The 24938-nt window shown below is 70.9% G+C and carries 25 protein-coding genes; 11 read left to right on the top strand and 14 right to left on the bottom strand.

Translation table 11 applies throughout. The features are described 5' to 3' along the window. Nucleotides 1-79: 79 nt before the first annotated feature. Together ACZ7MG_RS41135 and ACZ7MG_RS41130 are read right to left on the bottom strand one after the other, a co-directional pair. Nucleotides 80-559: an anthrone oxygenase family protein gene (locus tag ACZ7MG_RS41135; RefSeq protein ID WP_471391996.1), complete on the bottom strand. Its 480-nt coding sequence runs from the start codon at nt 557-559 to the stop codon at nt 80-82. Nucleotides 560-628: 69 nt separating this feature from the next. Next, nucleotides 629-1312: a DUF2293 domain-containing protein gene (locus tag ACZ7MG_RS41130; RefSeq protein ID WP_471391993.1), complete on the bottom strand. Its 684-nt coding sequence runs from the start codon at nt 1310-1312 to the stop codon at nt 629-631. A gap of 92 nt (nt 1313-1404) precedes the next feature. Here ACZ7MG_RS41130 and ACZ7MG_RS41125 point away from each other — a divergent pair, with 92 nt between their 5' ends. Beyond that, nucleotides 1405-2046, top strand: a complete 642-nt coding sequence (locus ACZ7MG_RS41125) for a nucleoside/nucleotide kinase family protein (RefSeq protein ID WP_471391992.1) — start codon at nt 1405-1407, stop codon at nt 2044-2046. A 119-nt stretch (nt 2047-2165) separates the two neighbouring features. Then, nucleotides 2166-2594 carry a CBS domain-containing protein gene (locus ACZ7MG_RS41120; RefSeq protein WP_471391989.1) on the top strand — a complete coding sequence of 143 codons (429 nt, stop codon included), beginning with the start codon at nt 2166-2168 and terminating at the stop codon, nt 2592-2594. An 18-nt stretch (nt 2595-2612) separates the two neighbouring features. Here ACZ7MG_RS41120 and ACZ7MG_RS41115 read toward each other — a convergent pair whose 3' ends face one another. Further along, nucleotides 2613-3740 (bottom strand): magnesium and cobalt transport protein CorA, encoded by a 1128-nt coding sequence (locus tag ACZ7MG_RS41115; protein WP_471391986.1) that lies wholly within the window; start codon nt 3738-3740, stop codon nt 2613-2615. Between the two features lie 185 nt (nt 3741-3925). On the opposite strand from ACZ7MG_RS41115, the gene ACZ7MG_RS41110 reads away from it, so the two are divergent. Further along, nucleotides 3926-4723 (top strand): methyltransferase domain-containing protein, encoded by a 798-nt coding sequence (locus tag ACZ7MG_RS41110; protein ID WP_471391984.1) that lies wholly within the window; start codon nt 3926-3928, stop codon nt 4721-4723. 33 nt (nt 4724-4756) lie between these two features. Here ACZ7MG_RS41110 and ACZ7MG_RS41105 read toward each other — a convergent pair whose 3' ends face one another. Beyond that, a complete protein-coding gene (locus tag ACZ7MG_RS41105) occupies nt 4757-5680 on the bottom strand; it encodes a carbohydrate kinase family protein (RefSeq protein ID WP_471391981.1) in 924 nt (307 codons plus the stop codon). Between the two features lie 16 nt (nt 5681-5696). Next, the gene (locus ACZ7MG_RS41100) at nt 5697-6608 is read right to left on the bottom strand and encodes a pseudouridine-5'-phosphate glycosidase (protein ID WP_471391978.1); all 912 of its coding nucleotides are present in this window, start codon (nt 6606-6608) and stop codon (nt 5697-5699) included. A 93-nt stretch (nt 6609-6701) separates the two neighbouring features. On the opposite strand from ACZ7MG_RS41100, the gene ACZ7MG_RS41095 reads away from it, so the two are divergent. Next, entirely contained in the window at nt 6702-7130 is a 429-nt protein-coding gene (locus ACZ7MG_RS41095; protein WP_471391976.1) for a VOC family protein, read from the top strand. 133 nt (nt 7131-7263) lie between these two features. Here ACZ7MG_RS41095 and ACZ7MG_RS41090 read toward each other — a convergent pair whose 3' ends face one another. Both ACZ7MG_RS41090 and ACZ7MG_RS41085 read right to left on the bottom strand, forming a co-directional pair. Beyond that, nucleotides 7264-7818, bottom strand: a complete 555-nt coding sequence (locus ACZ7MG_RS41090) for a methylated-DNA--[protein]-cysteine S-methyltransferase (protein WP_471391973.1) — start codon at nt 7816-7818, stop codon at nt 7264-7266. A gap of 82 nt (nt 7819-7900) precedes the next feature. After that, nucleotides 7901-8770: a glycerophosphodiester phosphodiesterase gene (locus tag ACZ7MG_RS41085; RefSeq protein ID WP_471391971.1), complete on the bottom strand. Its 870-nt coding sequence runs from the start codon at nt 8768-8770 to the stop codon at nt 7901-7903. A 280-nt stretch (nt 8771-9050) separates the two neighbouring features. Between ACZ7MG_RS41085 and ACZ7MG_RS41080 the strand changes: the two genes are divergently transcribed. The 6 genes from ACZ7MG_RS41080 (at nt 9051) to ACZ7MG_RS41055 (ending at nt 17448) form a co-directional block, all read left to right on the top strand. Beyond that, nucleotides 9051-9920 (top strand): MHYT domain-containing protein, encoded by an 870-nt coding sequence (locus ACZ7MG_RS41080; protein WP_471391969.1) that lies wholly within the window; start codon nt 9051-9053, stop codon nt 9918-9920. Between the two features lie 40 nt (nt 9921-9960). Then, nucleotides 9961-12087, top strand: coding sequence for an excinuclease ABC subunit UvrB (uvrB, locus tag ACZ7MG_RS41075; protein ID WP_471391966.1), 2127 nt, complete (start codon nt 9961-9963; stop codon nt 12085-12087). A 171-nt stretch (nt 12088-12258) separates the two neighbouring features. Beyond that, nucleotides 12259-12837 carry a TerD family protein gene (locus ACZ7MG_RS41070; protein ID WP_045560970.1) on the top strand — a complete coding sequence of 193 codons (579 nt, stop codon included), beginning with the start codon at nt 12259-12261 and terminating at the stop codon, nt 12835-12837. Nucleotides 12838-12877: 40 nt separating this feature from the next. After that, nucleotides 12878-14938, top strand: coding sequence for a TerD family protein (locus ACZ7MG_RS41065; protein ID WP_471391963.1), 2061 nt, complete (start codon nt 12878-12880; stop codon nt 14936-14938). Nucleotides 14939-15229: 291 nt separating this feature from the next. Then, nucleotides 15230-16237, top strand: coding sequence for a TerC family protein (locus ACZ7MG_RS41060; protein ID WP_471391960.1), 1008 nt, complete (start codon nt 15230-15232; stop codon nt 16235-16237). A gap of 110 nt (nt 16238-16347) precedes the next feature. Beyond that, the gene (locus tag ACZ7MG_RS41055) at nt 16348-17448 is read left to right on the top strand and encodes a calcium:cation antiporter (protein WP_471391956.1); all 1101 of its coding nucleotides are present in this window, start codon (nt 16348-16350) and stop codon (nt 17446-17448) included. Between the two features lie 43 nt (nt 17449-17491). Here ACZ7MG_RS41055 and ACZ7MG_RS41050 read toward each other — a convergent pair whose 3' ends face one another. Together ACZ7MG_RS41050 and ACZ7MG_RS41045 are read right to left on the bottom strand one after the other, a co-directional pair. Then, nucleotides 17492-18769 (bottom strand): MFS transporter, encoded by a 1278-nt coding sequence (locus tag ACZ7MG_RS41050; RefSeq protein ID WP_471392116.1) that lies wholly within the window; start codon nt 18767-18769, stop codon nt 17492-17494. Nucleotides 18770-18893: 124 nt separating this feature from the next. After that, a complete protein-coding gene (locus tag ACZ7MG_RS41045; RefSeq protein ID WP_471391953.1) occupies nt 18894-19940 on the bottom strand; it encodes a S66 family peptidase in 1047 nt (348 codons plus the stop codon). Nucleotides 19941-20041: 101 nt separating this feature from the next. On the opposite strand from ACZ7MG_RS41045, the gene aroQ reads away from it, so the two are divergent. Next, nucleotides 20042-20515, top strand: coding sequence for a type II 3-dehydroquinate dehydratase (gene aroQ, locus ACZ7MG_RS41040; protein ID WP_471391950.1), 474 nt, complete (start codon nt 20042-20044; stop codon nt 20513-20515). A gap of 51 nt (nt 20516-20566) precedes the next feature. Here the strand turns inward: aroQ and ACZ7MG_RS41035 are convergent, their stop codons facing one another. From ACZ7MG_RS41035 to ACZ7MG_RS41015, 5 genes are all read right to left on the bottom strand, one after another. Continuing rightward, a complete protein-coding gene (locus tag ACZ7MG_RS41035) occupies nt 20567-21358 on the bottom strand; it encodes an amino acid ABC transporter ATP-binding protein (RefSeq protein WP_471391949.1) in 792 nt (263 codons plus the stop codon). Then, nucleotides 21355-22272, bottom strand: a complete 918-nt coding sequence (locus ACZ7MG_RS41030) for an amino acid ABC transporter permease (RefSeq protein WP_471391946.1) — start codon at nt 22270-22272, stop codon at nt 21355-21357. The genes ACZ7MG_RS41035 and ACZ7MG_RS41030 overlap by 4 nt, the downstream gene beginning before the upstream one ends. Beyond that, nucleotides 22269-23168 carry an ABC transporter substrate-binding protein gene (locus ACZ7MG_RS41025; protein ID WP_471391943.1) on the bottom strand — a complete coding sequence of 300 codons (900 nt, stop codon included), beginning with the start codon at nt 23166-23168 and terminating at the stop codon, nt 22269-22271. The genes ACZ7MG_RS41030 and ACZ7MG_RS41025 overlap by 4 nt, the downstream gene beginning before the upstream one ends. Before the next feature lie 368 nt (nt 23169-23536). Beyond that, on the bottom strand, nt 23537-24193 hold the full coding sequence (locus tag ACZ7MG_RS41020) for an MBL fold metallo-hydrolase (RefSeq protein WP_471391940.1): 657 nt from the start codon (nt 24191-24193) through the stop codon (nt 23537-23539). 9 nt (nt 24194-24202) lie between these two features. Beyond that, nucleotides 24203-24916: a maleylpyruvate isomerase family mycothiol-dependent enzyme gene (locus ACZ7MG_RS41015; RefSeq protein WP_471391937.1), complete on the bottom strand. Its 714-nt coding sequence runs from the start codon at nt 24914-24916 to the stop codon at nt 24203-24205. Between the last annotated feature and the right edge of the window lie 22 nt (nt 24917-24938).

Genomic DNA, 24938 nt, shown 5'->3' with positions numbered 1-24938 from the left:
GCGTGCGCGTACGGGCACGGCCGTACAGCGTCGGGCGGCTCTCTCCCCGCCACGATACGACGCGCCCGCCGCCCCCGCCTCAGGCGAGGGCCAGCAGATACGACAGGGCCGCGGCGGCCGAGGCGACCGCCCGGACGTGGTTCCACACCGTCCACCGGCTCACGTACTCGCGCCAGTACGTCGCCGCCTCCGCCGTGCCTGGGTCCAGCTTGGCGAGCGTGTCGTTGCGCGGCACGTTCGCCACCATCGTGACCCCGAAACAGCCGAACAGATACAGCGCGCTGCCCAGCAGCAGCTCCACTCTGCCCTCGTCCGGCCACAGCACGAACGTCACGACGGCCAGCACGGCACACAGCACCGCCGTACCCACGAACACCAGCATGAACGCCGGTGTCAGCGCGCTCACATTGATCGCCTGCATCGCCGCCACACCCTGCGCAGGCGGCAACGACGCCAGCCCCTTCATCACGAACGTCGAGAACCCGACGAACACCCCCGCCACGATCCCCGTCCCGAGCAGCCCCAGCACCGTCAGCACGAAGTACGGCCCATCGATCATGTCCGCTCCCACCTCGATCCCCCGACTCCAACCATCCCTGCCCCGCCCCCGCCCCTTCACCCACCGCCTTCACTCACCCGTCCTCCACCCCCGCAGCGTCGCCTCCACCACCCCCGCGATCCGTCGGCGGGCCTCGTAGCGGGGTACGCCGGTCATCAGAAGGCGGTCGTACGGCGTGTCGACATGCCGTACGGAGGCGATGACCGCCGAGGTCACCGCGAGCTCCGTCAGGGCGCGCCCCGCGGCGCTGCGGCCGACACGGCCGCTGCCCCGCAGGGAGGCGTGGGCGGCGATCTCCCGGGCCCGCCCGGCCGGGCACGCGGGGAACAGGCGCCGGATCTCTGTCGCGAACGCGTCCGTGAAGCGCACGTCCTCCGCGGCCCGCCGCCGTGCGTCGCGGGCCCTGCGGCGGCGTCGGGCCTCCGCGTCCGCCAGGCACCGTTCCTCGGCACGGGCGAGCGCCGCCTCCTCGACGAGGACGCCCTGCCGCTCGTACCGGCTCCGGCGCCGGTTGAACCGCACGACCACCGCCGACAGCGCGCTCTCCTCCCGGGCCCGCCGGGTGAGCGCGGTGTCGCCCCGGGGCAGGAACAGGAGATGCCCGAGATCGGCGCAGTCGAGGCAGCGCGGCGCCCCCTCCTCCAGCACCAGCATCGCCACCGGCCCGCTCCGGCACTCGGCGCAGTGCTTCTTCCTGAGCGCCTGCACGACGACAAGTCCGGTACGGGGCGGGGGAGTGGCGAGCGCTGCCATACGCGGTTCATTCCCCCCGGTGGCCCCATGGTCACGTGGTCGTCGGACCGGTCGTCCGACCGGCTCGGGCAGGGTCGGTCGCGCGCGGCATCATGGGCCGTGTGCGATTCGAAGCGATCACCTGGGAACGGCTCGGCGACCTCCTCGCCGACCGCCTCCTCGACCTGAAGCCGGACGACGGCTCGCCTTGGCCGCGCGTCGCCTTCGACGGCGCCCCGGCCGCCCGCCCCGGGGACCTCGCCGCCCGGGTGTCGGAGGCGCTGCGCATACGCGGCCGGTCCTCGCTCGTCGTGGGCACCGAGGGCTTTCTGCGGCCGGCTTCGCTCCGCTTCGAGTACGGCCACGAGGACGTGGAGGCGTACTACGACGGCTGGTTCGACACCGCCGCGCTGTGGCGGGAGGTCTTCGGCCCGCTCGACCCCGGCGGCACGGGCCGGGTCCTGCCCGACCTCTGGGACCCCGCCACCGACCGCGCCACCCGCAGCCCCTACGTCCAACTCCCGCCCGGAACACTGCTGTTGACGCACGGCCCCCTCCTTCTGAAGCACTGGTTCCCCTTCGATCTGACCGTGCACGTCCTCCTCTCCCCGAGCGCCCTGCGCCGCCGCACCCCCGAGGCCGAGCACTGGACCCTCCCCGCCTTCGAGCGCTACGGGACCGAGACCGACCCGGCCACCGCCGCGGACGTCCTGGTGCGCGCCGACGACCCACGGCACCCGGCCTGGAACGGCTGACCGGCGGTCGGGCGGCGGCTTCCGAGTGCGCTTCACCCCGGTCGCGGCAAGAATGTAGGGCGCCGGGACTAGCGGTGTGTCCTGCGCCGCGCCGGCCGTCCGGCACCGGGAGGTACTACATGACCACCGCCGGAGACATCATGCACCGCGGAGCCCAGTGGATCCCCGCCCACGAGACCCTGGACCGCGCCGCGCAGCTGATGCGCCAGCTGAACGTCGGAGCACTCCCCATCAGCGACCAGAACGAACGGCTCTGCGGCATCCTCACCGACCGCGACATCGTCGTCGGCTGTGTCGCCCTGGGCCATGACCCGTCGACGATCACGGCCGGCGAACTGGCCAAGGGCACACCGCGCTGGATCGACGCGAACGCCGACGTCAGCGAGGTGCTCCAGGAGATGAAGGGGCACCAGATCCGCCGGCTCCCGGTGATCGAGAACAAGCGTCTCGTCGGCATGATCAGCGAGGCCGACCTGGCCCACCATCTGTCGGACGACCAGATCGCCTCCTGGGTCGAAAGCGTCTACGCGAAGAGCGGGACGCGCTGACCCGTTACAGCCGCGCCGTCACAGCCACCCGTTGCGCTTGAAGCCCCGGTAGAGGGTGACGCAGCCGGCGGCTATGACGGCCAGCACCAACGGGTAGCCGAACCTCCAGTGCAGCTCGGGCATGTGCTCGAAGTTCATGCCGTACACCCCGCACACCATGGTCGGTACGGCGATGAGCGCCGCCCATGCCGTGATCTTGCGCATGTCCTCGTTCTGCGCGACGCTGACCTGCGCGAGATGCGCCTGGAGGATCGAGTTGAGCAGTTCGTCGAACGCGGCGATCTGCTCGGTGGCCCGCAGCAGGTGGTCGGAGACGTCCCGGAAGTAGGCCTGTATCTCCGGGTCGACCACCCGGATCGGTCGTGAGGTCAGCTCCAGGAGCGGGCGGGCGAGCGGGGCCACCGCCCGCTTCAGTTCGAGGAGTTCACGCTTGAGCTGGTAGATGCGCCCCGGGTCGACGCGCGCGCCGTTCGCGGCGAAGACATCGGTCTCGACCTGGTCGATGTCCGTCTGGACGGAGTCCGTGACGTTCAGATAGTCGTCCACCACGTGGTCCGCGATCGCGTGCAGCACCGCGGCCGGTCCCTTGGCCAACTGCTCGGGGTTCGCCTCCAGTTCCTCGCGCAGCGGGCCGAGTGAGCCGTGCCGCCCGTGCCGGACCGTGATCACGAAGTCGGTGCCGACGAAGACCATGATCTCGCCGGTGTGCACCACTTCGCTGGTCGCGGTCAGTTCGGTGTGCTCGACGTAGCAGACCGTCTTGAACACCGCGAACAGTGTGTCGTCGTAGCGCTCCAGCTTCGGGCGCTGGTGGGCCTCGACCGCGTCCTCCACGGCCAGCGGGTGCAGGTCGAAGAGTTCGGCGATGCCGGCGAACTCCCGCTGTGTCGGCTCGTGCAGCCCGAGCCAGACGAAGCCGTGGTCGTGCCGGCGGATCTGCTTGACGGCCTCGACGACATCGGAGACCGCGGGGGCTCGGACGCCCTTGTGGTACGTCACGCAGTTCACCACCGAGGTGCCCAGCGGGGAGCGGGCCGGATGGCTGAGGTCGACGCGGGGGCGTCGTCGGGCCAGCCGTGCCATCCTGCGCAGACCGCCGACCTTGTCGAGACCGGTGACCTTCCGCAGATTCCCTGCCATGGACATCTGGCTTCTCCTTGCGTGGATCTCCTCGCACCGCACTTCGTGCCTGTCGCGCCAGTTTGCCAGGGCCGAACGAGTGCCGGGTAAGGCTGTGGGAACGGAACCTTCCGCTTCACTTGTAGACGGCCGGTCCGGACTGCGGGAGCGTCGCTATTAGTGATAAGACGCTCAAATGGGATGATCGCGGCATGATGCGAACCGACGGGTATCTCCTCGATCACCGGCAGGCCGAGACGGCGCAGGGCCCCGACGCCTTCGCCACGCTCTTCGACCCCACGACGTTCCGGCACATGGAGGGCTTCGGCCTGGGCTCGGGCTGGCGCTGCTGGGAGGTCGGCGCGGGCGGCACCTCCGTCATCTCCTGGCTGGCCAAGAAGGTCGGCCCGACCGGCAAGGTCATCGCGACCGACACCGACATCTCATGGGCCGTCCCCTCGGTCACCCGCCCCCCGGTGGAGGCCCTCGTCCACCACGTGGGCGTCGACGAGCCGCCGGGGGACGGCTTCGACCTCGTCCACGCCCGGCTCACCCTGGCCCACGCGCCCGACCGCGACCGGGCGTTGTCGTCGATGATCAAGGCTCTGCGTCCCGGCGGACGACTGCTGATCGAGGACGCCGACCCCGCCCTCCAACCCCTGGCCTGTCTTGAGGAATCCGGCCCCGAACACCAACTGGCCAACCGGCTTCGCGCGGCCGTCGCCGCGGTGCTCGCCGAACGCGGAACCGATCCCGCGCACGGTCGCCGACTCCCGCGCCTGCTGCGCGCGGCGGGACTGCGTGGCGTGGAGGCCGACGCGTACTTCCCCGTCGCCTCACCCGCCTGCTCCGCCCTGGAGTCGACGACCGTCGACCGGTTCCGTGCGGCCCTCGTCGCCGCCGGCCTCGCCACGGACGAGGAGATTGACCGGCACCTCGCCCACGTGACCTCCGGTGCGCTGGACATCGCGGCCCCACCACTGATCTCGGCCTGGGGCAGGAAGGCGTAGCGGCACACCGCACTCCCGCTCGGCCCCCGGGCCTCAGCCGCCCCTCGGCGGCCTCCCGCCCACCTCCCCCACCGCCTGCGCCCCCGCGGCGCACCCCTCGGCCGCCGCCTTCCCGACCTCCGCGCCGGCGAGCAGCGCGGCCAGGAACACACCGGTGAAGGCGTCGCCCGCGCCAGTGGTGTCGCGGGGTACGGCGGGAGCCGCCGGGATCCGTGACTCGACGCCGCCCCCACGGGCGATCAGCGCTCCGTCGGCGCCCTGTTTGGCCACGACCAAGGGGACGAGACGGCTCAACTTGGCCGCCGCGTCGGCCGGATCGGGCAGCCCGGTCAGCAGACACGCCTCGTCACGGCTGGGCAGCAGCACGTCGACGCCCTCGACGAGCGCGAGGAAACGGTCCACGCCCAGCCGCGTGAGGAACCCCGCCGACGCGGGATCGACGCTCACCGGCACCCCACGCGCGCGTGCCGACTCCAGGGCCACTGAGGCCAGCGCGCGGCTCGACTCCGAGAAGAACAGATAGCCCGACAGATGCAGCCGAGCGACCCCGTCGAGCAGGGACGGCGACCAGTCGCCGGGATCCATCCGCAACGCGGCGCCGCTGTCGGTGAGGAACGTGCGTTCGCCCGCGTCGCCCGTGTCCACCAGACAGATCACGGTTCCCGTGGCCGCGTCCGGGTCGACGACCAGAAGAGGCCGTACGCCCGAGGCCCGCAGCTCCCGCTCGTGCCACTCGGCCCCGTCCGTGCCCACGCACCCGAGCAGCCGTACGTCGGCGCAGCCCCGATGAGCCGCCCAGCAGGCCACGTTGGCACCCGCCCCACCGGGCAGCGTCCGGATCGCGGAGGCCGTGTCGGTGCCCGCCGCGAGGGGGCCGCGATGCCGGGCGACGACATCCGTGACGACGTCACCCACCACCAGCAGCGCCCCGCCCTCCGCGCGGGCGGGCCCGGTCACGCCGTGCCGCGCCACCTCACGCCCCGGTCCAGGCCGCCGCGATCCGTGCCGCGAGCCGTACGTTGCCCCGTACCGCCGCCAGGTTGGCGGTCAGGGAGGCGCCGTCGGTGTGCCGTACCAGGTAGCCGAGGAGGAAGGGGGTGACCGCCTGTCCCGTCACGCCCTCCGCCTCGCAGGCCCGCAGCGCGTCGGCGAGCACGCGCGCGTGCAGCTCGGGATCGAGCTGCTCGTCCTCGGGCACGGGGTTGGCGACGATCAGCGCCGACTCCGGGCCGTCGAGCCCGTCCTGCGCCCGCATGACGGCCGCGACCTCGCCGGGCGACCCCAGCGTCCACTCCACGGGATGACCCGAGTCGGACAGATAGAAGCCGGGGAAGCGGTCCGTGCCGTACCCGGCGACCGCGACACCCAGCGTCTCCAGACGCTGCAGGGTGGCCGGTACGTCCAGGATCGACTTCACGCCCGCGCACACCACCGTGATCCGGGTGCGCGCCAGAAGCCCCAGGTCCGCGGATTCGTCCTGGGACACCGTCCACTCCCGGTGCACGCCCCCGAGCCCACCCGTCGCGAACACCCGTACGCCTGCCCGGGCCGCCAGTTGGGCGGTCGCCGACACGGTGGTGGCGCCGCTCGCCCCCGAGGCCACCGCGAGGGGCAGGTCCCGGTGGCCCAGCTTGCGGATGCCGTCCTCGTTCGCGACGCGCTCCAACTGGTCCTTGCCGAGCCCGATATGGGGCCGCCCGTCGAGCACGGCGATCGTCGCCGGTACGGCGCCCTCCCGCCGTACGACCTCCTCCAGCTCCAGCGCCACCTGGAGATTGCGCGGGCGGGGGAGCCCGTGCGCGATGATCGTGGACTCCAGCGCCACCACGGGTCGACGCGCCTCGACCGCTTCCCGCACCTCTTCCGACACCACCAGCACGCGCATGCCTCCTGTCTGTCGTTCCTCCCTCATCCCTGGCGGACGGCGCGCCCGGCCAAACCCTTGCACCCTGTGGTGCGGGACACCAGCCTGGGATGCATGACGGACAACACGACACGACTCGACCACGTCGTCCTCTGGGTGCGGGAGCCGGTCGCCGCGGCCGACTTCTACGAGAAGGCCGTCGGCCTGGAGCCCGTGAGGGTCACCGAGTACGCGGCGGGACGGGCCCCCTTCCCCTCCGTGCGCCTCAACGACGAGACCATCCTCGACCTCATGCCGCTCGCCATGGCCGAGACCCTGAGCATGGTGCCCGGTGCCGCCGACAGCGCGGGCCACCCCGTCAACCACGTCTGTCTCGCCATGCCCGGCGACGCCTTCGACGAGCTGCGGACCCGGCTGGAGGAACGGGCGGTCCCCGTCTCGGGCTTCTCGTACGACTCGTTCGGCGCGCGTGGCGCGGCCCGGCGCAGCTTCTACTTCCGGGACCCGGACGGCAACGTGTTCGAGGCACGGCACTACGCATAGTCGACGTCGGTTTTCAGCCAGCCTCTGTCCGCCGGAACGATGCCCGATGACCGATTCGCGCCACTGCGCGCGCCCTGGGGCGCCTCACACACAAAGGTCACGCACCGGCGGACAAAGCCCACCCATGGCCGCCTCAGAACAGAGGCTCGGGAAGCACCCCTTCCAGCGCCAGCAGCTTCCGCTTCGTCTCCAGCCCGCCACCGAACCCCCCGATACCGCCGTCGCTCTCGACGACCCGGTGGCACGGCACCACCACGGGCAGCGGGTTCGACCCCATCGCCACACCGACCGCCTGGGCCGCGCCCGGCTGCCCCACGCGCCGCGCGAGGTCGCCGTAGCCGACGACCGAGCCGTAGGGGACGCCGGACGCCAGCTCGCGCAGCACCTGGCGGTTGAACCCGGAGATCAGCGACCAGTCCAGGGGCAGGTCGAAGTCGTGCCGCTCGCCCGCGAAGTACGCCTCGACCTGACGTATCGCCTCGGCCAGCTGAGGCGCGCCGGGGGCCTCCACCGGGATGGTGCCGAGACGGGAGGCGAGCCGGTCGAGGGTCCGGTCGCGCACCGCGTCCGTGGCGTGGAACACGACGTTGACCAGGCCGTCGTCCGTCGCGGCCAGCAGCAGCGGACCGATGTCCGTGCCGACGACGGCCCACACGACCTGCAGCTCGTCCTGCGCATGGCTGTTCATGCGACCACCGTACGGGCCGCCACCGACAACGACCGCGGCGTGCGTTCCTCCACGGAACGCACGCCGTCGCCCCGGACCGTGATCAGCCCTGCGTGGCGTCGCGGACCACGTCCGGCTTGTTGGTGATGATCCCGTTCACTCCGTAGCCCGCCACCAGGCGGGCGTTCACCGCGTCGTTCACGGTCCAGGTCAGGATCTCCAACGGCTTCCCGTGCGGGCCCTCCAGCGCGTGGATCGTCGCGACGTACGAGCCGGAGATGGTCGTGTACGAGGAGTTGATCTGGTCGCTGAACGTGGCGTACTCGGGCAGGTCGGCGATGTCCGGGGTGCCGAGCAGACCGGTTTTCACCGCCGGGCTCAGTTCGTGGACCCGGCGTACGGTGTCGGCGCTGAAGCTCTGGATCACCAGCCTCTCCGACTGCGCCGGGGCGAGCCAGCCCTCGTTGCTGAGGACCTTCAGCGTCTGCTGTTCGATCCCCGGGTAGAGCTGCGGGTTCTTGATCTCCAGGACGAGCTTCTGGTGGTTGCGCGACACACGCCTCATGTACTGCTCCAGCGTCGGCACGCGCGCGCCCGCGTAGGCGGCGCCGAACCAGCTGCCCGCGTCCAGGCGCGCGATCTCCGCGGCGGTGAAGTCCGCCACGTTCCAGGGGGCGCGCTCCGGGTAGAGCTCCTCGACGTTCGTCGTGCGGGTCAGTGTCGCGTCGTGCAGCACGACGAGTCGGCCGTCCCGGGTGCGCTGGACGTCGTTCTCGACCCATTCGAAGCCCATCTCGTCGGCCTTGTCGACGGCGGCCAGGGTGTTCTCCGGCGCGTAGGCGGAAGCTCCGCGGTGCGCGACGACCAGCGGATTGTCGGTATCGGCGGCCGCATGGGCGGCGGAAGTGGGGAGCAGGAGGACGGTGGCCCCCAACAACGCTGTGGTCGCGGCGGCAACTGCGCGCACGTGCATGCGTACTCCTCGCGTCGATCGATCACGGTCAGCTCAAGAGTGACAGCAGAGGGTCAACGGCAGGAGGGTGCAGGATGACCACGAATTGAATGGAGTTGCCCAAGTCCGCTCACGGGCACCGCACAAGTGGGGCAAGGGCGTGTTTCTTTGCCGGAAAATCGTTCGACCATTCCGGTGGGGGTCATACTCTCTGCGACAACCCTGACCGTTGTGGCGGTCCCGGGGCTGGGGGCATCGCAGGAAATCCAGGGACGCGACAGGGCGGGAAAGGCAGCCGCGAATGCAGGGCACGGTCGACGGCTTCAGCTACGGACTCGTCACACCGGTGGTGGCCTATCTCATGGCCTGCCTCGGTGGAGCGCTCGGCCTGCGCTGCACCACCAGATCGATGCTCGTCGACGGCCGCCGGCGGATCGGCTGGCTCGCGCTCGGCTCGGCGGCCATCGGCTCCGGCATCTGGACCATGCACTTCGTCGCGATGATGGGCTTCAAGGTCCGGCAGACCCCGGTCCACTACGACGCGCTGACCACGTTCGCGAGCCTCGCCGTCGCGATCGTCATGGTCGGCATCGGGATCTTCATGGTCGGCTCCAAAGGGGCGACCGGGGCCGCGCTCTTCACCGGCGGCACCATCACCGGACTGGGTATCGCCTCCATGCACTATCTGGGCATGGCCGGGATGCGGCTCAACGGCACGCTGCAGTACAACACCCTCACCGTCGCCGCCTCGGTCGTCATCGCCGTGGTGGCCGCGATCGCCGCCCTGTGGGCCGCCGGACAGGTCCGCGGCTTCCTGTGGAGCGTGGGCGCCAGCCTCGTCATGGGGATCGCCGTCAGCGGCATGCACTACACGGGCATGGCCGCCCTGAACGTCCATCTGCACAGCGTCTCCGCCCCCGCCCCGGCCGACGGATCCTCCTCCGCGGCCCTGCTCGCCCCGCTGATGATCGGCCCGCTGGTCTTCCTGCTTCTCGCGGGCGTCGTCGTCATGTTCGACCCGTTCATGATCATGGGCAGGTTCCACGGGAACCCGGACGAACGGCGGCCCGGCATCCCCGCCCAGCCCACCGCGCACACCTGCCGGCACCCGGAGTCCCGCACCGGCCGGGAGCACCACGAGCGGAGCTCCCGCACCCCGCAGAACCGCTGATCGGAGCCCGTTGTCAGTGCGGGGTCGTACGGTGGAACCCATGCGGCCCGTTTCCAAGATCGAACGCACGGTGGCGCCCCTCGAGGTCGTCAGCCCCTACCAGCCGAGCGGCGACCAGCCCACGGCCATCGCCGAGCTCGCCCAGCGCATCGGAGCAGGTGAGAAGGACGTCGTCCTGCTCGGCGCGACCGGCACCGGCAAGTCCGCCACCACCGCGTGGATGATCGAGAAGCTCCAGCGCCCCACCCTCGTGATGGCGCCGAACAAGACGCTGGCCGCCCAGCTGGCCAACGAGTTCCGCGAACTGCTGCCGAACAACGCGGTCGAGTACTTCGTCTCGTACTACGACTACTACCAGCCGGAGGCCTACGTCCCGCAGTCGGACACCTACATCGAGAAGGACTCCTCGATCAACGAGGAGGTGGAGCGCCTGCGCCACTCCGCGACCAACTCGCTGCTGACCCGCCGCGACGTCGTCGTGGTCGCCTCCGTCTCCTGCATCTACGGCCTCGGCACGCCCCAGGAGTACGTGGACCGTATGGTCCCCCTCAAGGTCGGCGAGGAGTTCGACCGGGACGAGCTGCTGCGCCGCTTCGTGGACATCCAGTACACGCGCAACGACCTGGCGTTCACCCGCGGCACCTTCCGCGTACGCGGCGACACCATCGAGATCTTCCCGGTCTACGAGGAGCTGGCCGTCCGCATCGAGATGTTCGGCGACGAGATCGAGGCCCTCTCCACCCTCCACCCCCTCACCGGCGAGATCATCAGCGACGACGAGCAGCTGTACGTCTTCCCGGCCACCCACTACGTCGCCGGCCCCGAGCGACTGGAGCGCGCGGCCAACGACATCGAGAAGGAGCTGGGGGAGCGCCTGTCGGAGCTGGAGAAGCAGGGCAAGCTCCTGGAGGCCCAGAGGCTGCGCATGCGCACCACGTACGACCTGGAGATGCTCCGCCAGATCGGCTCCTGCTCGGGTGTGGAGAACTACTCGATGCACTTCGACGGCCGCGAGCCCGGCTCCCCGCCGAACACCCTGCTGGACTACTTCCCGGACGACTTCCTCCTCGTCATCGACGAGTCCCATGTGACCGTGCCCCAGATCGGCGCGATGTACGAGGGCGACGCCTCCCGCAAGCGCACCCTCGTCGACCACGGCTTCCGGCTGCCCTCGGCCCTGGACAACCGGCCCCTGAAGTGGGAGGAGTTCCAGGAGCGCGTCGGACAGACGGTCTACCTCTCGGCGACCCCCGGCAAGTACGAGCTGTCCCGCTCCGACGGCCACGTCGAGCAGATCATCCGCCCCACCGGCCTGGTCGACCCCGAGGTCGTCGTCAAGCCCACCGAGGGCCAGATCGACGACCTGGTGCACGAGATCCGCAAGCGCACCGAGAAGGACGAACGGGTCCTGGTCACCACCCTCACCAAGAAGATGGCCGAGGACCTCACCGACTACTTCCTGGAGCTCGGCATCCAGGTCCGCTACCTCCACAGCGACGTCGACACCCTGCGCCGGGTCGAACTGCTGCGTGAGCTGCGGGCCGGAGAGTACGACGTCCTGGTCGGCATCAACCTCCTCAGGGAGGGCCTCGACCTCCCCGAGGTCTCCCTGGTGGCGATCCTCGACGCCGACAAGGAGGGCTTCCTGCGCTCCGGGACCTCGCTGATCCAGACGATCGGCCGCGCGGCGCGCAATGTGTCGGGTCAGGTCCACATGTACGCCGACAAGATCACCCCGGCGATGGAGAAGGCCATCGACGAGACCAACCGGCGCCGGGAGAAGCAGGTCGCGTACAACAAGGCGAACGGCATCGACCCCCAGCCGCTCCGCAAGAAGATCAACGACATCGTCGCGCGGATCGCCCGCGAGGAGGTCGACACCGAGGAACTGCTCGGCTCGGGCTACCGCAAGGGGAAGGACGGCAAGGGCGCCAAGGCCCCCGTCCCCTCCCTCAGCGGCAAGGCGGCCAAGCCCGCCAAGGGCAAGGCGCAGGAGACCCCGACCGATCGTCCCGCGGCCGATCTCGCCCAGCAGATCGAGGACATGACGGAGCGCATGCGCACCGCCGCCGCCGACCTGCAGTTCGAGATCGCCGCCCGGTTGCGCGACGAGGTCTCCGAGATGAAGAAGGAACTGCGGCAGATGAAGGAGGCCGGCCTCGCCTGATGCCCCGGTCGGGCGACGGGGGAGGGCGCGCGCCCTGGAACAGGCGCGCTGTGTTGCAAGACCGACACAAAGTGCGACACAGGCTGCGGCAATGTCGCTGCCGCTGCGTAAGGTGCTGCACATCCGTGGACTCCACGGAAACAGGGGACAGTTCGAGAGGGGAATCAGCGCGTGACCGTCAACATGACCAAGGGTCAGGCCATCAGTCTGCAGAAGAACGACGGAGGCAGCCTGACCGCGGTGCGCATGGGTCTCGGCTGGCAGGCTGCCCCCAGGCGCGGCCTGTTCGGATCCCGCACCCGTGAGATCGACCTCGACGCCTCCGCCGTGCTGTTCGCGGACAAGCAGCCCGTCGACGTCGTCTTCTTCCGCCACCTGGTGAGCGACGACGGCTCCGTCCGTCACACCGGCGACAACCTGGTCGGCGGCGTGGGACAGGGCGGCGACGACGAGGCGATCCTCGTCGACCTGGCCCGGGTGCCGGTCCACATCGACCAGATCGTCTTCACCGTGAACTCCTTCACGGGCCAGACCTTCCAGGAGGTGCAGAACGCGTTCTGCCGCCTGGTCGACGAGACCAACGGCCAGGAGCTGGCGCGCTACACCCTCGCGGGCGGCGGCCAGTACACGGCCCAGATCATGGCCAAGGTGCACCGCGCGGGCACGGGCTGGCAGATGACCGCCATCGGCACGCCCGCCAACGGCCGCACCTTCCAGGACCTCATGCCGGCGATCCTGCCGGTTCTGTAGGCAAGCACCACGCACCGAGCGACACAGGGGGACGAAGTCGATGACGGCCGAGCTGGTCCGGGGGCAGAACCATCCGCTGCCCGAGGTCCGACTGGAGATCCGCGTCTCGGCCGGCACGCCGATCGTGGCCGGAGCCACCCTCGGCGACGAGCACGGCAGGGTGCACGGCGTGGAGTGGGTCGCCCACCCGGGCGCGCCCACCCTGCCGGGCATCGACGTCCCCCAGCAGGCGGCGGCCGACCATCGCCTCGCGGTGGACCTCGACGCCCTGACGCCGTCCGTGCACCGGGTGACCGTGCTGCTCGCCCTGCCGTCCGGCAGCGGCGGTCCGGCACGATTCGGCGCCGTCGCCGCCCCCTTCGTCGCGATCACCGGCCTCGACGGCACCGAGGTCGTCAGCTACACCATCACCGACCTCGAACCGGAGTCGGCCGTCGTCGCCGTGGAGCTGTACCGCAGGCAGGGCGTCTGGAAGGTCCGCGCGGTCGGCCAGGGGTATGCGGGCGGCCTCGCGGAGCTGCTCGCCGACCAGGGCCTGCCGCAGGCCCCGCAGCTCGCCGGCACCATCCAGGAGGCCGTGGCCCAGGGCCTCGCCCGCTCCGTGGCCGCGCCTCCGCCCCGGCTGCCGGACGCGGACCGTCCCCGCCAGGCGGCCGCACCCGCGCAGGGCCCCGACCAGACGCGCGGCGGCACGACACCCCAGGGCCTGCCCGGGAGCGCGGCGCCGCAGGGACACCAGCCCGCCTCCCCCTACGGCACGACACCCCCGTACGGCTCTCCGCACGACGCCACCCGTCCCGACCACGCCTCGGCGCAGCACGGCGGATCCGCCCCGGCCGACCCGTCCGCCGGCGCCCAGCCCGCCGCCTCCACCGCCGACGGCCCCGTCAACTACACCCACCCCGGCCGTCAGAGCACCGCGCCGCCCCCGCCCCCGCCGACCGCACCCCCGGCCCAGCCGGGGCAGCCCGCGCGGCCCGTCGCCGGGGACGCGACCGGCTGGTCCATGGAGGAGCGGCTCTACAACCAGGTGTGGGGCATGTTCGAGGACCTCGCCCGTACCACCGCCGCGTACCGCAGTGCCGTCGACTTCGCCGAGTCGCGCATGGAACAGGAGCTGGACAAGGTCCTGTCCGACCCCCGCAGTCGTATCGGCGGCCAGGGCGACGCCGCGCGCGAGGCCGCCCGCGCCCGCCACGCCCAGCTCGTCGACCAGGCCAGGGACGCCCTCGACCGCGACCTCGTCCAGCTGCGGGCCGAGGCCGAGGTCGTCGAGCCCGCGCTGCCCCCGGCATACGCGAGCTGGGACAACCCGGTCTGGCACGGCTACCGGGTGCCGATGGAGATCCCGATGGCCCTGCGCCTGGGCGACCTCCATCTGCCGGAGAGCGAGGGGGTGCGCATCCCGATGCTGGTCCGGCTGCCGCTTGAGCGCGGCCTGTGGATCGACAGCGGCCGTTCCGGCTCCAGCGACGCGCTCGTCGACTCGGACGAGCTGCGCCGTCTCGCGCTGGACACGGCGGTCGCGCTCGCCGCCCGTCTGCTCGCGGTCTACCCGCCCGGCGAGTTCACGGTGCACGTCATCGACGCGGCCGGGGCGGGCTCGTCCGCGTTGGCGCCCCTGACACGGGCCGGTGTGCTCGCCGGACCGCCCGCCGCCGGAGCGGCGGGCGTCGCGGAGGTGTTGGGGCGGCTCACCCAGCGCGTCGACCTCGTGCAGATGGCGGTGCGCGGTGGCGCGGCCGACGCCCTGCCGCCCGGCTTCGACACGGCCGAGCAACTGCTGATCGTCAACGACTTCCCGCACGGCTTCGACGACCGGGCTGTCACCCAGCTCCGCTATCTCGCGGACGAGGGACCGGCCGTCGGCGTCCATCTGATGATGGTCGCCGACCGGCAGGAAGCCACCGCCTACGGGCCGTTGCTCGACCCGCTGTGGCGTTCGCTGATGCGACTCACCCCCACCCCCGACGACCATCTCGCCGACCCCTGGGTCGGGCACGCGTGGACGTACGAGCCGTCGAGCATCCCGCCCGGCAGCGGCGTCCTGCCCGACGTGCTCGCCCGGGTCGCGGAGGCCCGCCGCTCCTGGAACCGGTGAGGACCGCCGGGCCCCTCCTCGTACCAAGCCCTCGTAAAGCGCTCTGACCAGCGGTTTTGATGCTTTCTTTGCCTGGCCCTTTACCTATTCTTGGTGATTGGGTACTCTTTTCGTGCGGAGGGGAGTACTCCCTACTAGCTGCGGCGTACCCGTCAATACGGATCAATCCTGATCCCGGGGCGTCGGCCCGGCGGCACCAGGCGTTGTGGAACGCCCTGGAGGACCGGGTGGAAGAGACCTCCGGTAGCGCAACGACGCTGCTATTTGCCGTTACGTACTGCCGGAGGCGCAGTGGATGTTTCCACGACCCTGTGGGTCACGACTGTTCTGGGCCTTGCCGCCCTCATCGCGGTCGACTTCTTCATCGGCCGCAAGCCCCATGACGTGTCCATCAAGGAAGCCGGAATCTGGACGGTCGTCTGGATCGCCCTGGCCGCCCTCTTCGGACTCGGGCTGCTCGTCTTCGCCGGTGGCCAGCCGGCCGGAGAGTTCTTCGCGGGCTTCATCACCGAGAAGTCGCTGAGCGTCGACAACCTCTTCGTGTTCGTCCTGATCATGGCGAAGTTCTCGGTGCCCTCGCAGTACCAGCAGCGGGTGCTGCTGGTCGGTGTGCTGATCGCCCTGGTGCTCCGCGCGATATTCATCGCCGCGGGCGCGGCGATCCTCGCCAGCTTCGCCTGGGTCTTCTACATCTTCGGCGCGTTCCTGATCTACACCGCCTGGAAGCTGATCCAGGAGGCCAGGGCCGAGGAGTCGGACGAGGAGTGGGAGGAGAACAAGCTCCTCAAGGCCGCCGAGAAGCGCTTCGGTGTCGCCGACCGCTACCACGGCACCAAGCTGTGGATCGAGCAGAACGGCAAGCGCGTCATGACGCCGATGCTGGTCGTCATGCTCGCCATCGGCACCACCGATGTCCTCTTCGCACTGGACTCCATCCCGGCGATCTTCGGCCTGACCCAGGACCCGTACATCGTGTTCACGGCCAACGCGTTCGCGCTCATGGGTCTGCGACAGCTGTACTTCCTGATCGGCGGGCTGCTGAAGAAGCTGGTCCACCTGTCCTACGGCCTGTCGGTCATCCTCGGCTTCATCGGGGTGAAGCTGGTGCTGCACGCACTGCACGAGTCCGGGGTACACGTACCCGAGATCTCCATCCCGGTGTCCCTCGGAGTGATCTGCGCGGTCCTGGTGGTCACCACGATCACCAGCCTGATCGCCACCAAGAAGCAGGCGCAGGCCGAGACCGAGGCCGAGCAGAAGAAGGCCGACGGCGCGGAGAAGGACAGCGTCGAGGCCTGACGAGGCCGACACCGCACGACCGATCACGGATGGGGCCCCGCACCACGGAGACGCAGCACCACGGCGTCCACCGGAGTGCGGGGCCCTTTCACGTCTGAAAGGATCACCGCATGCTCGCTCGGCTCCGGTCGCTCCCGACGCGATGGACTGATGCCGTCCCGGTGGCCGCGGTCGTCCTGCTCGCTCTCACCTGGGGACGTGATCTGCCCGCCGCGGTCGTCGCCCTGGTGACGCTGGTGCTCGCGGGAGCCGTACTGGCCGCCGTCCACCACGCCGAGGTCGTCGCCCACCGGGTCGGCGAACCGTTCGGCTCCCTCGTCCTCGCCGTCGCCGTCACGATCATCGAGGTCGCCCTGATCGTCACCCTGATGCTCGACGGCGGCGACAAGAGCGCCACCCTCGCCCGGGACACCGTCTTCGCCGCCGTGATGATCACCTGCAACGGCATCGTCGGCATCTGTCTGCTCGTCGCCTCGCTGCGCCACGGACTCGCCGTCTTCAATCCCGAGGGCACCGGCGCCGCCCTCGCCACCGTCGCGACACTGGCCACGCTCAGCCTGGTGCTCCCCACCTTCACCACCAGCAAGCCGGGCCCCGAGTTCTCCACGGCCCAACTCACCTTCGCCGCACTGTCCTCACTGGCTCTGTACGGCCTGTTCGTGGCGACCCAGACCGTGCGCCACCGGGACTACTTCCTGCCGATCACCCGGCTGGGCGAGGTGATCGCGGAGGACGACCACGCCGAGGCACCGTCGGCCCGCACCGCCAAGATCAGCCTCGGCATGCTCGGTCTCGCACTCGTCGGCGTGGTCGGCCTGGCCAAGGGCGTCTCGCCCACCATCGAGTCCGGAGTCGACGCCGCGGGCCTGCCGCATGCGGTCGTCGGTGTGATCATCGCCCTGCTGGTGCTGCTGCCCGAGACCATCGCCGCCCTCCGCGCGGCCCGCCGCGACCGGGTCCAGACCAGTCTCAACCTCGCCCTCGGCTCCGCCATGGCCAGCATCGGTCTGACCATCCCGGCCGTCGCCCTGGCCTCCGTCTGGCTCTCCGGGCCCCTCGTCCTCGGTCTCGGCGCCACCCATATGGTGCTGCTCGCCCTGACCGTCGTGGTGGCCTCGCTGACCGTGGTCCCGGGGCGCGCGACACCGCTGCAGGGCGGTGTCCACCTGGTGCTGTTCGCGGCGTATCTGGAGCTGGCGGTGAATCCGTAGCACGGTCGCCGAGCCGCGGGGCCGGGGCCCGGGACACCGGTGCTCACCCCGCGGCGGCCTCCGCCTCCGCCGTCGTCGCGAGGGGGACCGGGCGGGTCTCCGGCAGCAGCGCGAAGCAGCCCAGGCTCAGCAGGGCGATCCCGGTCAGATACGCGCCCACACCCCAGGGCACCCGGCCGCCCTGGGCCACGGCGGTGGCCACGATCGGCGTGAGGGCGCCGCCGAGCACCCCGCCCAGGTTGTAGCCGACCGCGGCCCCCGTGCAGCGCACTCGGGGTTCGTACAGCTCCGGCAGATACGCGGCGATGACGGCGAACATCGTGACGAAGGCGAGCATCGCCACCAGGAAACCGAAGAAGATCAGCAGGGGTTCACCGGTCGCCAGCAGCGCGACCATCGGGAACATCCACAGCACGGTGACGGTGCAGCCGATCAGGCACATCGGGCGCCGCCCGTACCGGTCGCCGAGCACCGCGGCCACCGGTGTCAGCGCGCCCTTCACCACCACGGCGCCCATGATGCAGGTCAGCATCACGGTGCGGCTGATCCCGAGCCGCTCGGTGCCGTACGCGAGGGACCAGGTCGTCACCGAGTAGAACACCGCGTACCCGATCGCGAGCGCGCCGGCCGTCAGCAGGACCAGCCGCCAGTGGCCGCGCACCACCTCGGCGAGCGGCACGCGCGCCGGCTCGGCGATCCCCAGGAACTGCGGGCTCTCGGTGAGCGACGACCGCAGCCACAGCCCCGCGAGGGCCAGGGCGCCCGCCGCCCAGAACGGCACCCGCCACCCCCAGGCGGCGAACTGCGCCTCCGTCAGGCTCGCCGACAGCGCCAGCATCACCCCGTTGGCCAGCAGGAACCCCACCGCCGGTCCCACCTGGGGAAAGCTCGACCACAGCCCGCGCCGATCGGGCGGCGCGTGCTCCGCCGTCAGCAGCACCGCCCCGCCCCACTCCCCGCCGAGCCCGAGCCCCTGAAGGAAGCGCAGGACGAGGAGGAGCAAGGGGGCGGCCACGCCGATCGAGTCGAACGTGGGGACGCAGCCGACGGCGACGGTCGCGCCGCCCGTCAGGAGCAGCGAGGCGACGAGCACCGGCCGCCGCCCGCGCCGGTCGCCGATGTGTCCGAACAGCACCGAACCGAGCGGCCGTGCCACGAACCCGACCCCGAAGGTCGCGAAGGCCGCGAGGGTTCCGGCCAGGGGCGAGAACGTCGGGAAGAACAGCGGCCCCAGGACGAGGGCCGCCGCCGTCCCGTAGACGAAGAAGTCGTAGAACTCGATGGCCGTCCCGGCGAGCGAGGCGGACGCGAGGCGCAGCATGGAGGGCGGTTTCACGGTGCGTGCAGGTTGCATGCCGGGTCAACTACCCACGGTGACGGGCGGTTACGGGGGGCGTGCGGAGGCTCGTTCGAGGCCCATGGGTCGCCGGAGGCGTCAACGGGCCTCAGTAGGTCACCGAGATGCGCCGGGCGGGCCCGTCCACCCGGATCACGCCCCCGTAGGGGATGACGAGTTGCGGATCGGTGTGCCCGAGATCCACGTCGAAGACGATCGTGGTGTCGGGGGCGTACGTCCGCATCGCGCGCAGGACGGCCTCCCGCTGCCCGGCCGTGTAACCGGCCGCCTCCTCCGGGGTGTTGGGCCGCTCGAAGGACCAGGCCTTGGGACGCCCCATCAGGAGCGCGGAGAAGCGCCGGAGCAGACCGCGCTCGCCCATGTTGCGCAGGGTGCGGAAGACCTCCTCGCCACTCGGGAGTTCCTCCGAGGTCTCCAGGAAGAGCACACCGCCGTCGAACACGGACAGGTCGCGCGGCACCTCGCGGTCGGCCATCAGCAGCCAGCCGAGGATCTCCAGACAGCCGCCCCAACTCCGGCCCTCCACCACGCGGTCGGGGTTCACCCAGGTCCATCCCGCGCCGGGCACGGTCTCAGGCTCCGCGTCGAAGGTCGCCGGGTCGGCCCAGTCACGGTTGACGTCGTTGAAGCGCTCGGCGGCCCGCAGTTCGTACGGCCCCGAGGTGAACAGCGCGGCGCGCAGGGAGTCCGCGGTCAGCGGGTCCATCGCGACGGACCTGCCCAGCGAGGTCATCACGGTCCCGCCGTGATAGCCGACGACACCGGTGCTGTACAGGAACGCCAGCAGGTTGGTGTTGTCGCTCATGCCGAAGAACGGCTTGGGGTGGGCCCGCAGCAACTCCCGGTCCAGATACGGCAGCACGGTGATCTGGTCGTCGCCGCCGATCGAGGTGAACACCGCCTTGACGTCCGGGTCGGCGAAGGCCGCGTGCAGGTCCTCGGCCCGCTGCTGCGGTGTAGCGCCCATCTTCCGCGTCGCCGGGTACTCGACCGGTTCGAGGCCGTACTCCTCGCGCAGCCGCTCCAGGCCCAGTTCGAAGGGGCGTGGGAACAGCTCGGGCAGGCCGGCGCCGGGCGAGACGACGGCCACGCGGTCGCCGGGAGAGGGCTTCGGAGGGTACGAGGGCGGGGTCATGCGGGGAGGGTACGGCCTCCTGCCCGGCGGTTTCACCGTGATAAACCGGGGTCGAGCGGCGGTCCCCACGGGCCGCCCACCCCGAACGGACCGGAGGAACCGTGCCCCGCAGCCTGGCCCAAGCCCCGATCATGATTCTCAACGGCCCCAACCTGAACCTCCTGGGGCAACGGCAGCCCGAGATCTACGGCTCCGACACGCTCGCCGACGTCGAGGCGATGTGCGCCAAGGCGGCGGCCGCGCACGGGGGCACGGTGGACTTCCGGCAGTCCAACCACGAGGGCGAACTGGTCGACTGGATCCACGAGGCACGGCTGAACCACAGCGGGATCGTCATCAACCCCGGCGCCTACTCGCACACCTCCGTGGCGATCCTCGACGCCCTCAACACCTGTGACGGGCTGCCGGTGCTGGAGGTGCACATCTCCAACATCCACCAGCGGGAGACGTTCCGGCACCACTCGTACGTCTCGCTGCGCGCCGACGGGGTCATCGCCGGGTGCGGGGTGCAGGGCTATGTGTTCGGCGTGGAGCGGGTCGCCGCGCTGGCGGGGGCGGGGAAGACCGAGGCGTAAGCCCCGGGCTCCAGGAGCACGCCCCTTACCGGTGGCCCTTACAGGCGCCCCTTACAGGCGGCCCGCCTCCACGATCCGTCGCAGGAACCGCCGGGTGCGTTCCTGCCGCGGGTCGCCGAACAACTGCTCCGCGGTGCCGCGTTCCAGCACCACGCCCCCGTCCAGGAAGCAGACCTGGTCGGCGACGTCACGGGCGAAGCCCATCTCGTGCGTGGCCAGCACCATCGTCATGCCATCGGCCTTCAGGTCACGGACGACGTTCAGCACCTCGCCGACCAGCTCCGGGTCGAGGGCCGCGGTGATCTCGTCGAGGAGCAGCAGCCGGGGGCGTACGGCCAGGGCGCGCACGATCGCCACGCGCTGCTGCTGGCCGCCGCTGAGCCGGTCGGGATACGCGCTCGCCTTCCCGCTCAGCCCGAGCCGGTCCAGGAGTTCACGGGCCCGTTCCTCCGCCTCCGCGCGGGGGACGCCGTGCACCCGGCGCGGGGCCAGGGTGATGTTGTCCAGCACCGTCATGTGCGGGAACAGGTTGTACGACTGGAAGACCACGCCGATACGGCGGCGTACCGCGTCCTGGTCGACGCGGGGGTCGGTGATCTCCTCGCCGTCCAGCCAGATCGCCCCGTCGTCGATGTCCTCCAGGAGGTTGGCGCAGCGCAGCAGGGTCGACTTGCCGGACCCGGAGGCGCCGATCAGGGCGGTCACGGTGTGCGGGGCCACCTCCAGGTCGACGTCCCGCAGCACGACCGAGCCGCCGAAGGTCTTGCGGACGGACTCCATCCGCAGCACGGGGGCACCCTCGGCGGCGGGCACCGGCTCGACGGTCTCTCGGGTCTCGCTCATGTCGTCCCTCCCTGCGCCCGCTGCCGGTCCATCCGGGCCGTGACCCAGTCGGTGAAGCGGGTCATCGGGATGGTCAGGGCGACGAAGACCAGTCCCGCGACGATGTACGGCGTGTAGTTGAGGCTGCGGCCCACGATGATGTCGGCGGCGCGTACGGCGTCGATCGCGCCGCCGATCGAGACCAGACCGGTGTCCTTCTGCAGGGACACCAGGTCGTTGAGGAGCGGCGGCACCTGACGGCGTACCGCCTGGGGGAGCACCACGTGCCGCAGCGCCTGCCGGTTGGTGAGACCCAGCGAACGGGCCGCCGCGCGCTGCGAGGGGTGCACGGACTCGATGCCGGCCCGGAACACCTCGGCGACGTACGCCGAGTACGTGAGCGTCAGCGCGGTGCCGCCGAGCAGCACCGGATCGACGGTCACGCCCTGGAGCCGGAGCGCCGGGACGCCCAGGACCACGATCATCAGATTGATGATCAGCGGCAGCCCGCGGAAGAAGTCGGTGTACGCGGCGGCCAGCGCCCGCAGCGGGAAGAACACCGGGCCGCGCAGGGTCCGCGCGACGGCGATGAGCATGCCGAGGCCGAGCACGGCGACACCGCAGATCAGCAGCAGCCGTACGTTGAGCCACAGTCCTTCGAGGACCTTGGGGAGCGCCTCGCGCGCGTACTCCGCGCTGAAGAACGTCTCCTTGGTGCGTGGCCAGCCGGGCGCGTTGACGACGACCAGATAGAGGACGACGGCCGTGACCAGGGTCGACAGGGCGGCGACGGCGGTGGCGCGACGGGCCCGGTCGCGCTTGTAGCGCTCCCGGTCGAGCCGGCGCCGTGAGGGGACGTAGCCGTCTTCCGCGGCGGGCAGGCCGCTGTCGCCGCCCGCGTCCTCGCGGCCGGGCTCGTCCTTCACGACCGTCACTTGAGCACCGGCGCGTCGACGGCGTCGGAGAGCCACTCCTGCTCGATCTTCGCCAGGGTGCCGTCCTCGCGCAGGGCGTCCACGGCGCTCGTCACGCAGGACGTGAGGGCGCTGCCCTTGTCGAGGACGAGCCCGAACTGCTCGGGCGTCCCGCCCTGGTTCTCGAACTGGCCGACGATCCTCGCGTCCGTCACCTCGGCCGCCGTGATGTAGAACGCGGTCGGCAGGTCGACCACGATGGCGTCGATCTGGCCGTTCTTCAGGGCGGACTTGGCCTGGTCGTTCTTCGCGTACGCGGCGGCGTCCTGGGTCGGCTTCACCACGTCGTCGATGTAGTCCAGGCTGGTGGTGCCGACCTGGGCGCCCAGATGCAGCTTCTTCAGGTCGGCGATGCTCGTGGCCTTCGCGGCCGGGGAGTCCTTCAGCGCGACGACGGCCTGGCGCACGTCGTAGTAGCCCGACGAGAAGTCCACGGCCTTCTTGCGCTCGTCGCTGATCGACACCTGGTTGACGTCGAAGTCGAAGGTCTTCGCGCCGGGCGCGAACGCCTTGTTGAAGGGCACGCTCTGCCAGACGACGTCCGCCTTGTCGTAGCCGAGCTGCTTCGCCACGGCGTACGCGACCGCCGACTCGAAGCCCTCGCCGTTCTTCGGGTCGTCGTCCTTGAACCAGGGCTCGTACGCGGGTTGGTCGGTGGCGATCGTCAGCTTGCCGGACGTCTTCGTGCCCAACTCGCCCTTGGCGCAGGACGCTCCGGACGCCGGGGCGGAGGCCGAGCCGGAGGTGTCCTCCTCCGGCTGCGGGGCGCAGCCCACCGCGGCGGCGGCGAGCAGGGCGGCTATGGCGGCGGAGGCGGCACGGCGCAGGGAGCGCGGGGCGCGCAGGACAGGACGCATGGCGTGAGATTGACAGCGCGACGTCCCGTTTGTCGAGGTCACATGGGCGATTGTCCGCATTCTGGGAACGCGTGTTGCAGTCCTGTGAACGCTCGTCGCCGCAACCTTGGGAGGCTCGGGCGGGGCCGCCGGCCGAGGGCGGGGATTGGCAGGCCGGCGGCCCATCCGCGCGGGAGCCGTCATCCCGTGCGGACCTGCTTCCAGTGGACTACGCCACGGCGTGCGCGGGGAGCGCGCGCGAGACACCGGCGCGTGCGTTCGATTCACACGGGGCGCGTGAGAGAGCGCCCGCGCCCCCTGCCGACCGCCTCACCAACTGCCGTACGGCACGGGGGAGTTCACCAGACCCGTGCTCACCAACCTCGTGCTCACCAGCCCCGAGCGCGCCACTCCGGCAGGTGCGGGCGCTCCGCGCCGAGCGTGGTGTCGTTGCCGTGGCCCGGGTAGACCCAGGTCTCGTCGGGCAGGGCGTCGAAGATCTTCGTCTCCACGTCGTGGATCAGACTGGCGAACGCCTCGGGGTCCTTGCGGGTGTTGCCCACCCCGCCCGGGAAGAGGCAGTCCCCGGTGAACACATGCGGATGCCCGTGCGGGTCGTCGTAGACCAGGGCGATCGAACCTGGCGTGTGGCCCACCAGGTGGCGCGCGGTCAGCTCCACGCGCCCCACGCGGATCGTGTCACCGTCCTTCACGGGGACGTCGGTCGCCACCGGGATGCCCTCGGCGTCGTCCCGGCCCGCGTACGTACGGGCGCCGGTGGCCGCCACGACCTCGGCGAGCGCCTGCCAGTGGTCGCCGTGCTGATGCGTGGTGACGACGGACGCGATCCCGTCGTCACCGATCAGCGTGAGCAGTGTGCCGGCGTCGTTCGCGGCGTCGATCAGCAGTTGCTCGTCGGTGGCCCGGCAGCGCAGCAGGTACGCGTTGTTGTTCATCGGGCCCACCGCGACCTTGGAGATCATCAGGTCCCGCAGCTCGTGCACATCCGCAGGACCGCCGACCTTCACCGCTCCGCTGTACGTCATGGGGGCAGCCTATAGCGGGGGCAGCGAGGGGAGGGCCCCTCCTTCCAGGTGCAGGGCGGCGCCGTCGCGGCGGCCGGCGAGCCAGCCCAGGAGGTCGGCGCGGGCGCCGCTGATCATGAGGTGGTGGCCGCTTTCGAGGCGTTCCGGCGTGGTGGACCTGACATCCCCGGTGGGGATCATGCGGCCGTCGTCCTGTCTGATCATCAGCGCGGGGACCCCGGGGTGGTTGCGGAACCGGTCCGAGAGGAAGTTGATCTCGCGCTGGACGAACTCGTCCGGCAGATCCTCCAGGTCGTACCCGATCCCCAGATCCACGTGATGGAGCTCCACCTCGATCCACCGCCGGAAGGGCACCCGGGAGGCGAGATCCGTGACCCCGTTGCGCAGCTCCACCGTGCGGGACCAGTCCTGGGAGTGCGAGGCGACGTCCTGGAAGCGGTTCGCGCTGTCGCGCACGTCGGCGAGCTGGGTCTTCAGGGGGCGCGGCGCGTCCCGCTCGATGTCGGCGTCCCGGGCCTCCCCGGAGACGTACATGGGGCGGCCCTCGAAAACGTTCACCAGGGCGTCCGCGTTGCGGGCGAGGTGGGCGAGGACATGACCGCGGGTCCAGCCGGGCAGCCGTGACGGCTCGGTCACACCGGCGTTGTCCAGTGCGGCGGCTGCGGTGAGTAGCCGGTCCGTCGCTTCGGATACAGAGGCCAGGTCACGCGCGTGATCCATCATGACGCCGACCCTAGCTCCGCCA

The organism is Streptomyces sp. NPDC107538 (assembly GCF_055657445.1).
The sequence above is the reverse complement of the archived record's forward strand: the minus strand, read 5'-3'. Positions and strand labels throughout refer to the sequence as shown.

Coding starts and splice junctions, on each gene's coding strand:
- ACZ7MG_RS41100 (WP_471391978.1), bottom strand. CDS start 6,608: ATGCGCGTGCTGGTGGTGTCGGAAGAGGTGCGGGAAGCGGTCGAGGCG.
- ACZ7MG_RS41080 (WP_471391969.1), top strand. CDS start 9,051: ATGCAGGGCACGGTCGACGGCTTCAGCTACGGACTCGTCACACCGGTG.
- ACZ7MG_RS41110 (WP_471391984.1), top strand. CDS start 3,926: ATGATGCGAACCGACGGGTATCTCCTCGATCACCGGCAGGCCGAGACG.
- ACZ7MG_RS41130 (WP_471391993.1), bottom strand. CDS start 1,312: ATGGCAGCGCTCGCCACTCCCCCGCCCCGTACCGGACTTGTCGTCGTG.
- ACZ7MG_RS41085 (WP_471391971.1), bottom strand. CDS start 8,770: ATGCACGTGCGCGCAGTTGCCGCCGCGACCACAGCGTTGTTGGGGGCC.
- ACZ7MG_RS41135 (WP_471391996.1), bottom strand. CDS start 559: ATGATCGATGGGCCGTACTTCGTGCTGACGGTGCTGGGGCTGCTCGGG.
- ACZ7MG_RS41025 (WP_471391943.1), bottom strand. CDS start 23,168: ATGCGTCCTGTCCTGCGCGCCCCGCGCTCCCTGCGCCGTGCCGCCTCC.
- uvrB (WP_471391966.1), top strand. CDS start 9,961: ATGCGGCCCGTTTCCAAGATCGAACGCACGGTGGCGCCCCTCGAGGTC.
- ACZ7MG_RS41115 (WP_471391986.1), bottom strand. CDS start 3,740: ATGTCCATGGCAGGGAATCTGCGGAAGGTCACCGGTCTCGACAAGGTC.
- ACZ7MG_RS41120 (WP_471391989.1), top strand. CDS start 2,166: ATGACCACCGCCGGAGACATCATGCACCGCGGAGCCCAGTGGATCCCC.
- ACZ7MG_RS41020 (WP_471391940.1), bottom strand. CDS start 24,193: ATGACGTACAGCGGAGCGGTGAAGGTCGGCGGTCCTGCGGATGTGCAC.
- ACZ7MG_RS41090 (WP_471391973.1), bottom strand. CDS start 7,818: ATGAACAGCCATGCGCAGGACGAGCTGCAGGTCGTGTGGGCCGTCGTC.
- ACZ7MG_RS41095 (WP_471391976.1), top strand. CDS start 6,702: ATGACGGACAACACGACACGACTCGACCACGTCGTCCTCTGGGTGCGG.
- ACZ7MG_RS41015 (WP_471391937.1), bottom strand. CDS start 24,916: ATGATGGATCACGCGCGTGACCTGGCCTCTGTATCCGAAGCGACGGAC.
- ACZ7MG_RS41125 (WP_471391992.1), top strand. CDS start 1,405: ATGGGCCGTGTGCGATTCGAAGCGATCACCTGGGAACGGCTCGGCGAC.
- ACZ7MG_RS41065 (WP_471391963.1), top strand. CDS start 12,878: ATGACGGCCGAGCTGGTCCGGGGGCAGAACCATCCGCTGCCCGAGGTC.
- ACZ7MG_RS41035 (WP_471391949.1), bottom strand. CDS start 21,358: ATGAGCGAGACCCGAGAGACCGTCGAGCCGGTGCCCGCCGCCGAGGGT.
- ACZ7MG_RS41050 (WP_471392116.1), bottom strand. CDS start 18,769: ATGCTGCGCCTCGCGTCCGCCTCGCTCGCCGGGACGGCCATCGAGTTC.
- ACZ7MG_RS41045 (WP_471391953.1), bottom strand. CDS start 19,940: ATGACCCCGCCCTCGTACCCTCCGAAGCCCTCTCCCGGCGACCGCGTG.
- ACZ7MG_RS41055 (WP_471391956.1), top strand. CDS start 16,348: ATGCTCGCTCGGCTCCGGTCGCTCCCGACGCGATGGACTGATGCCGTC.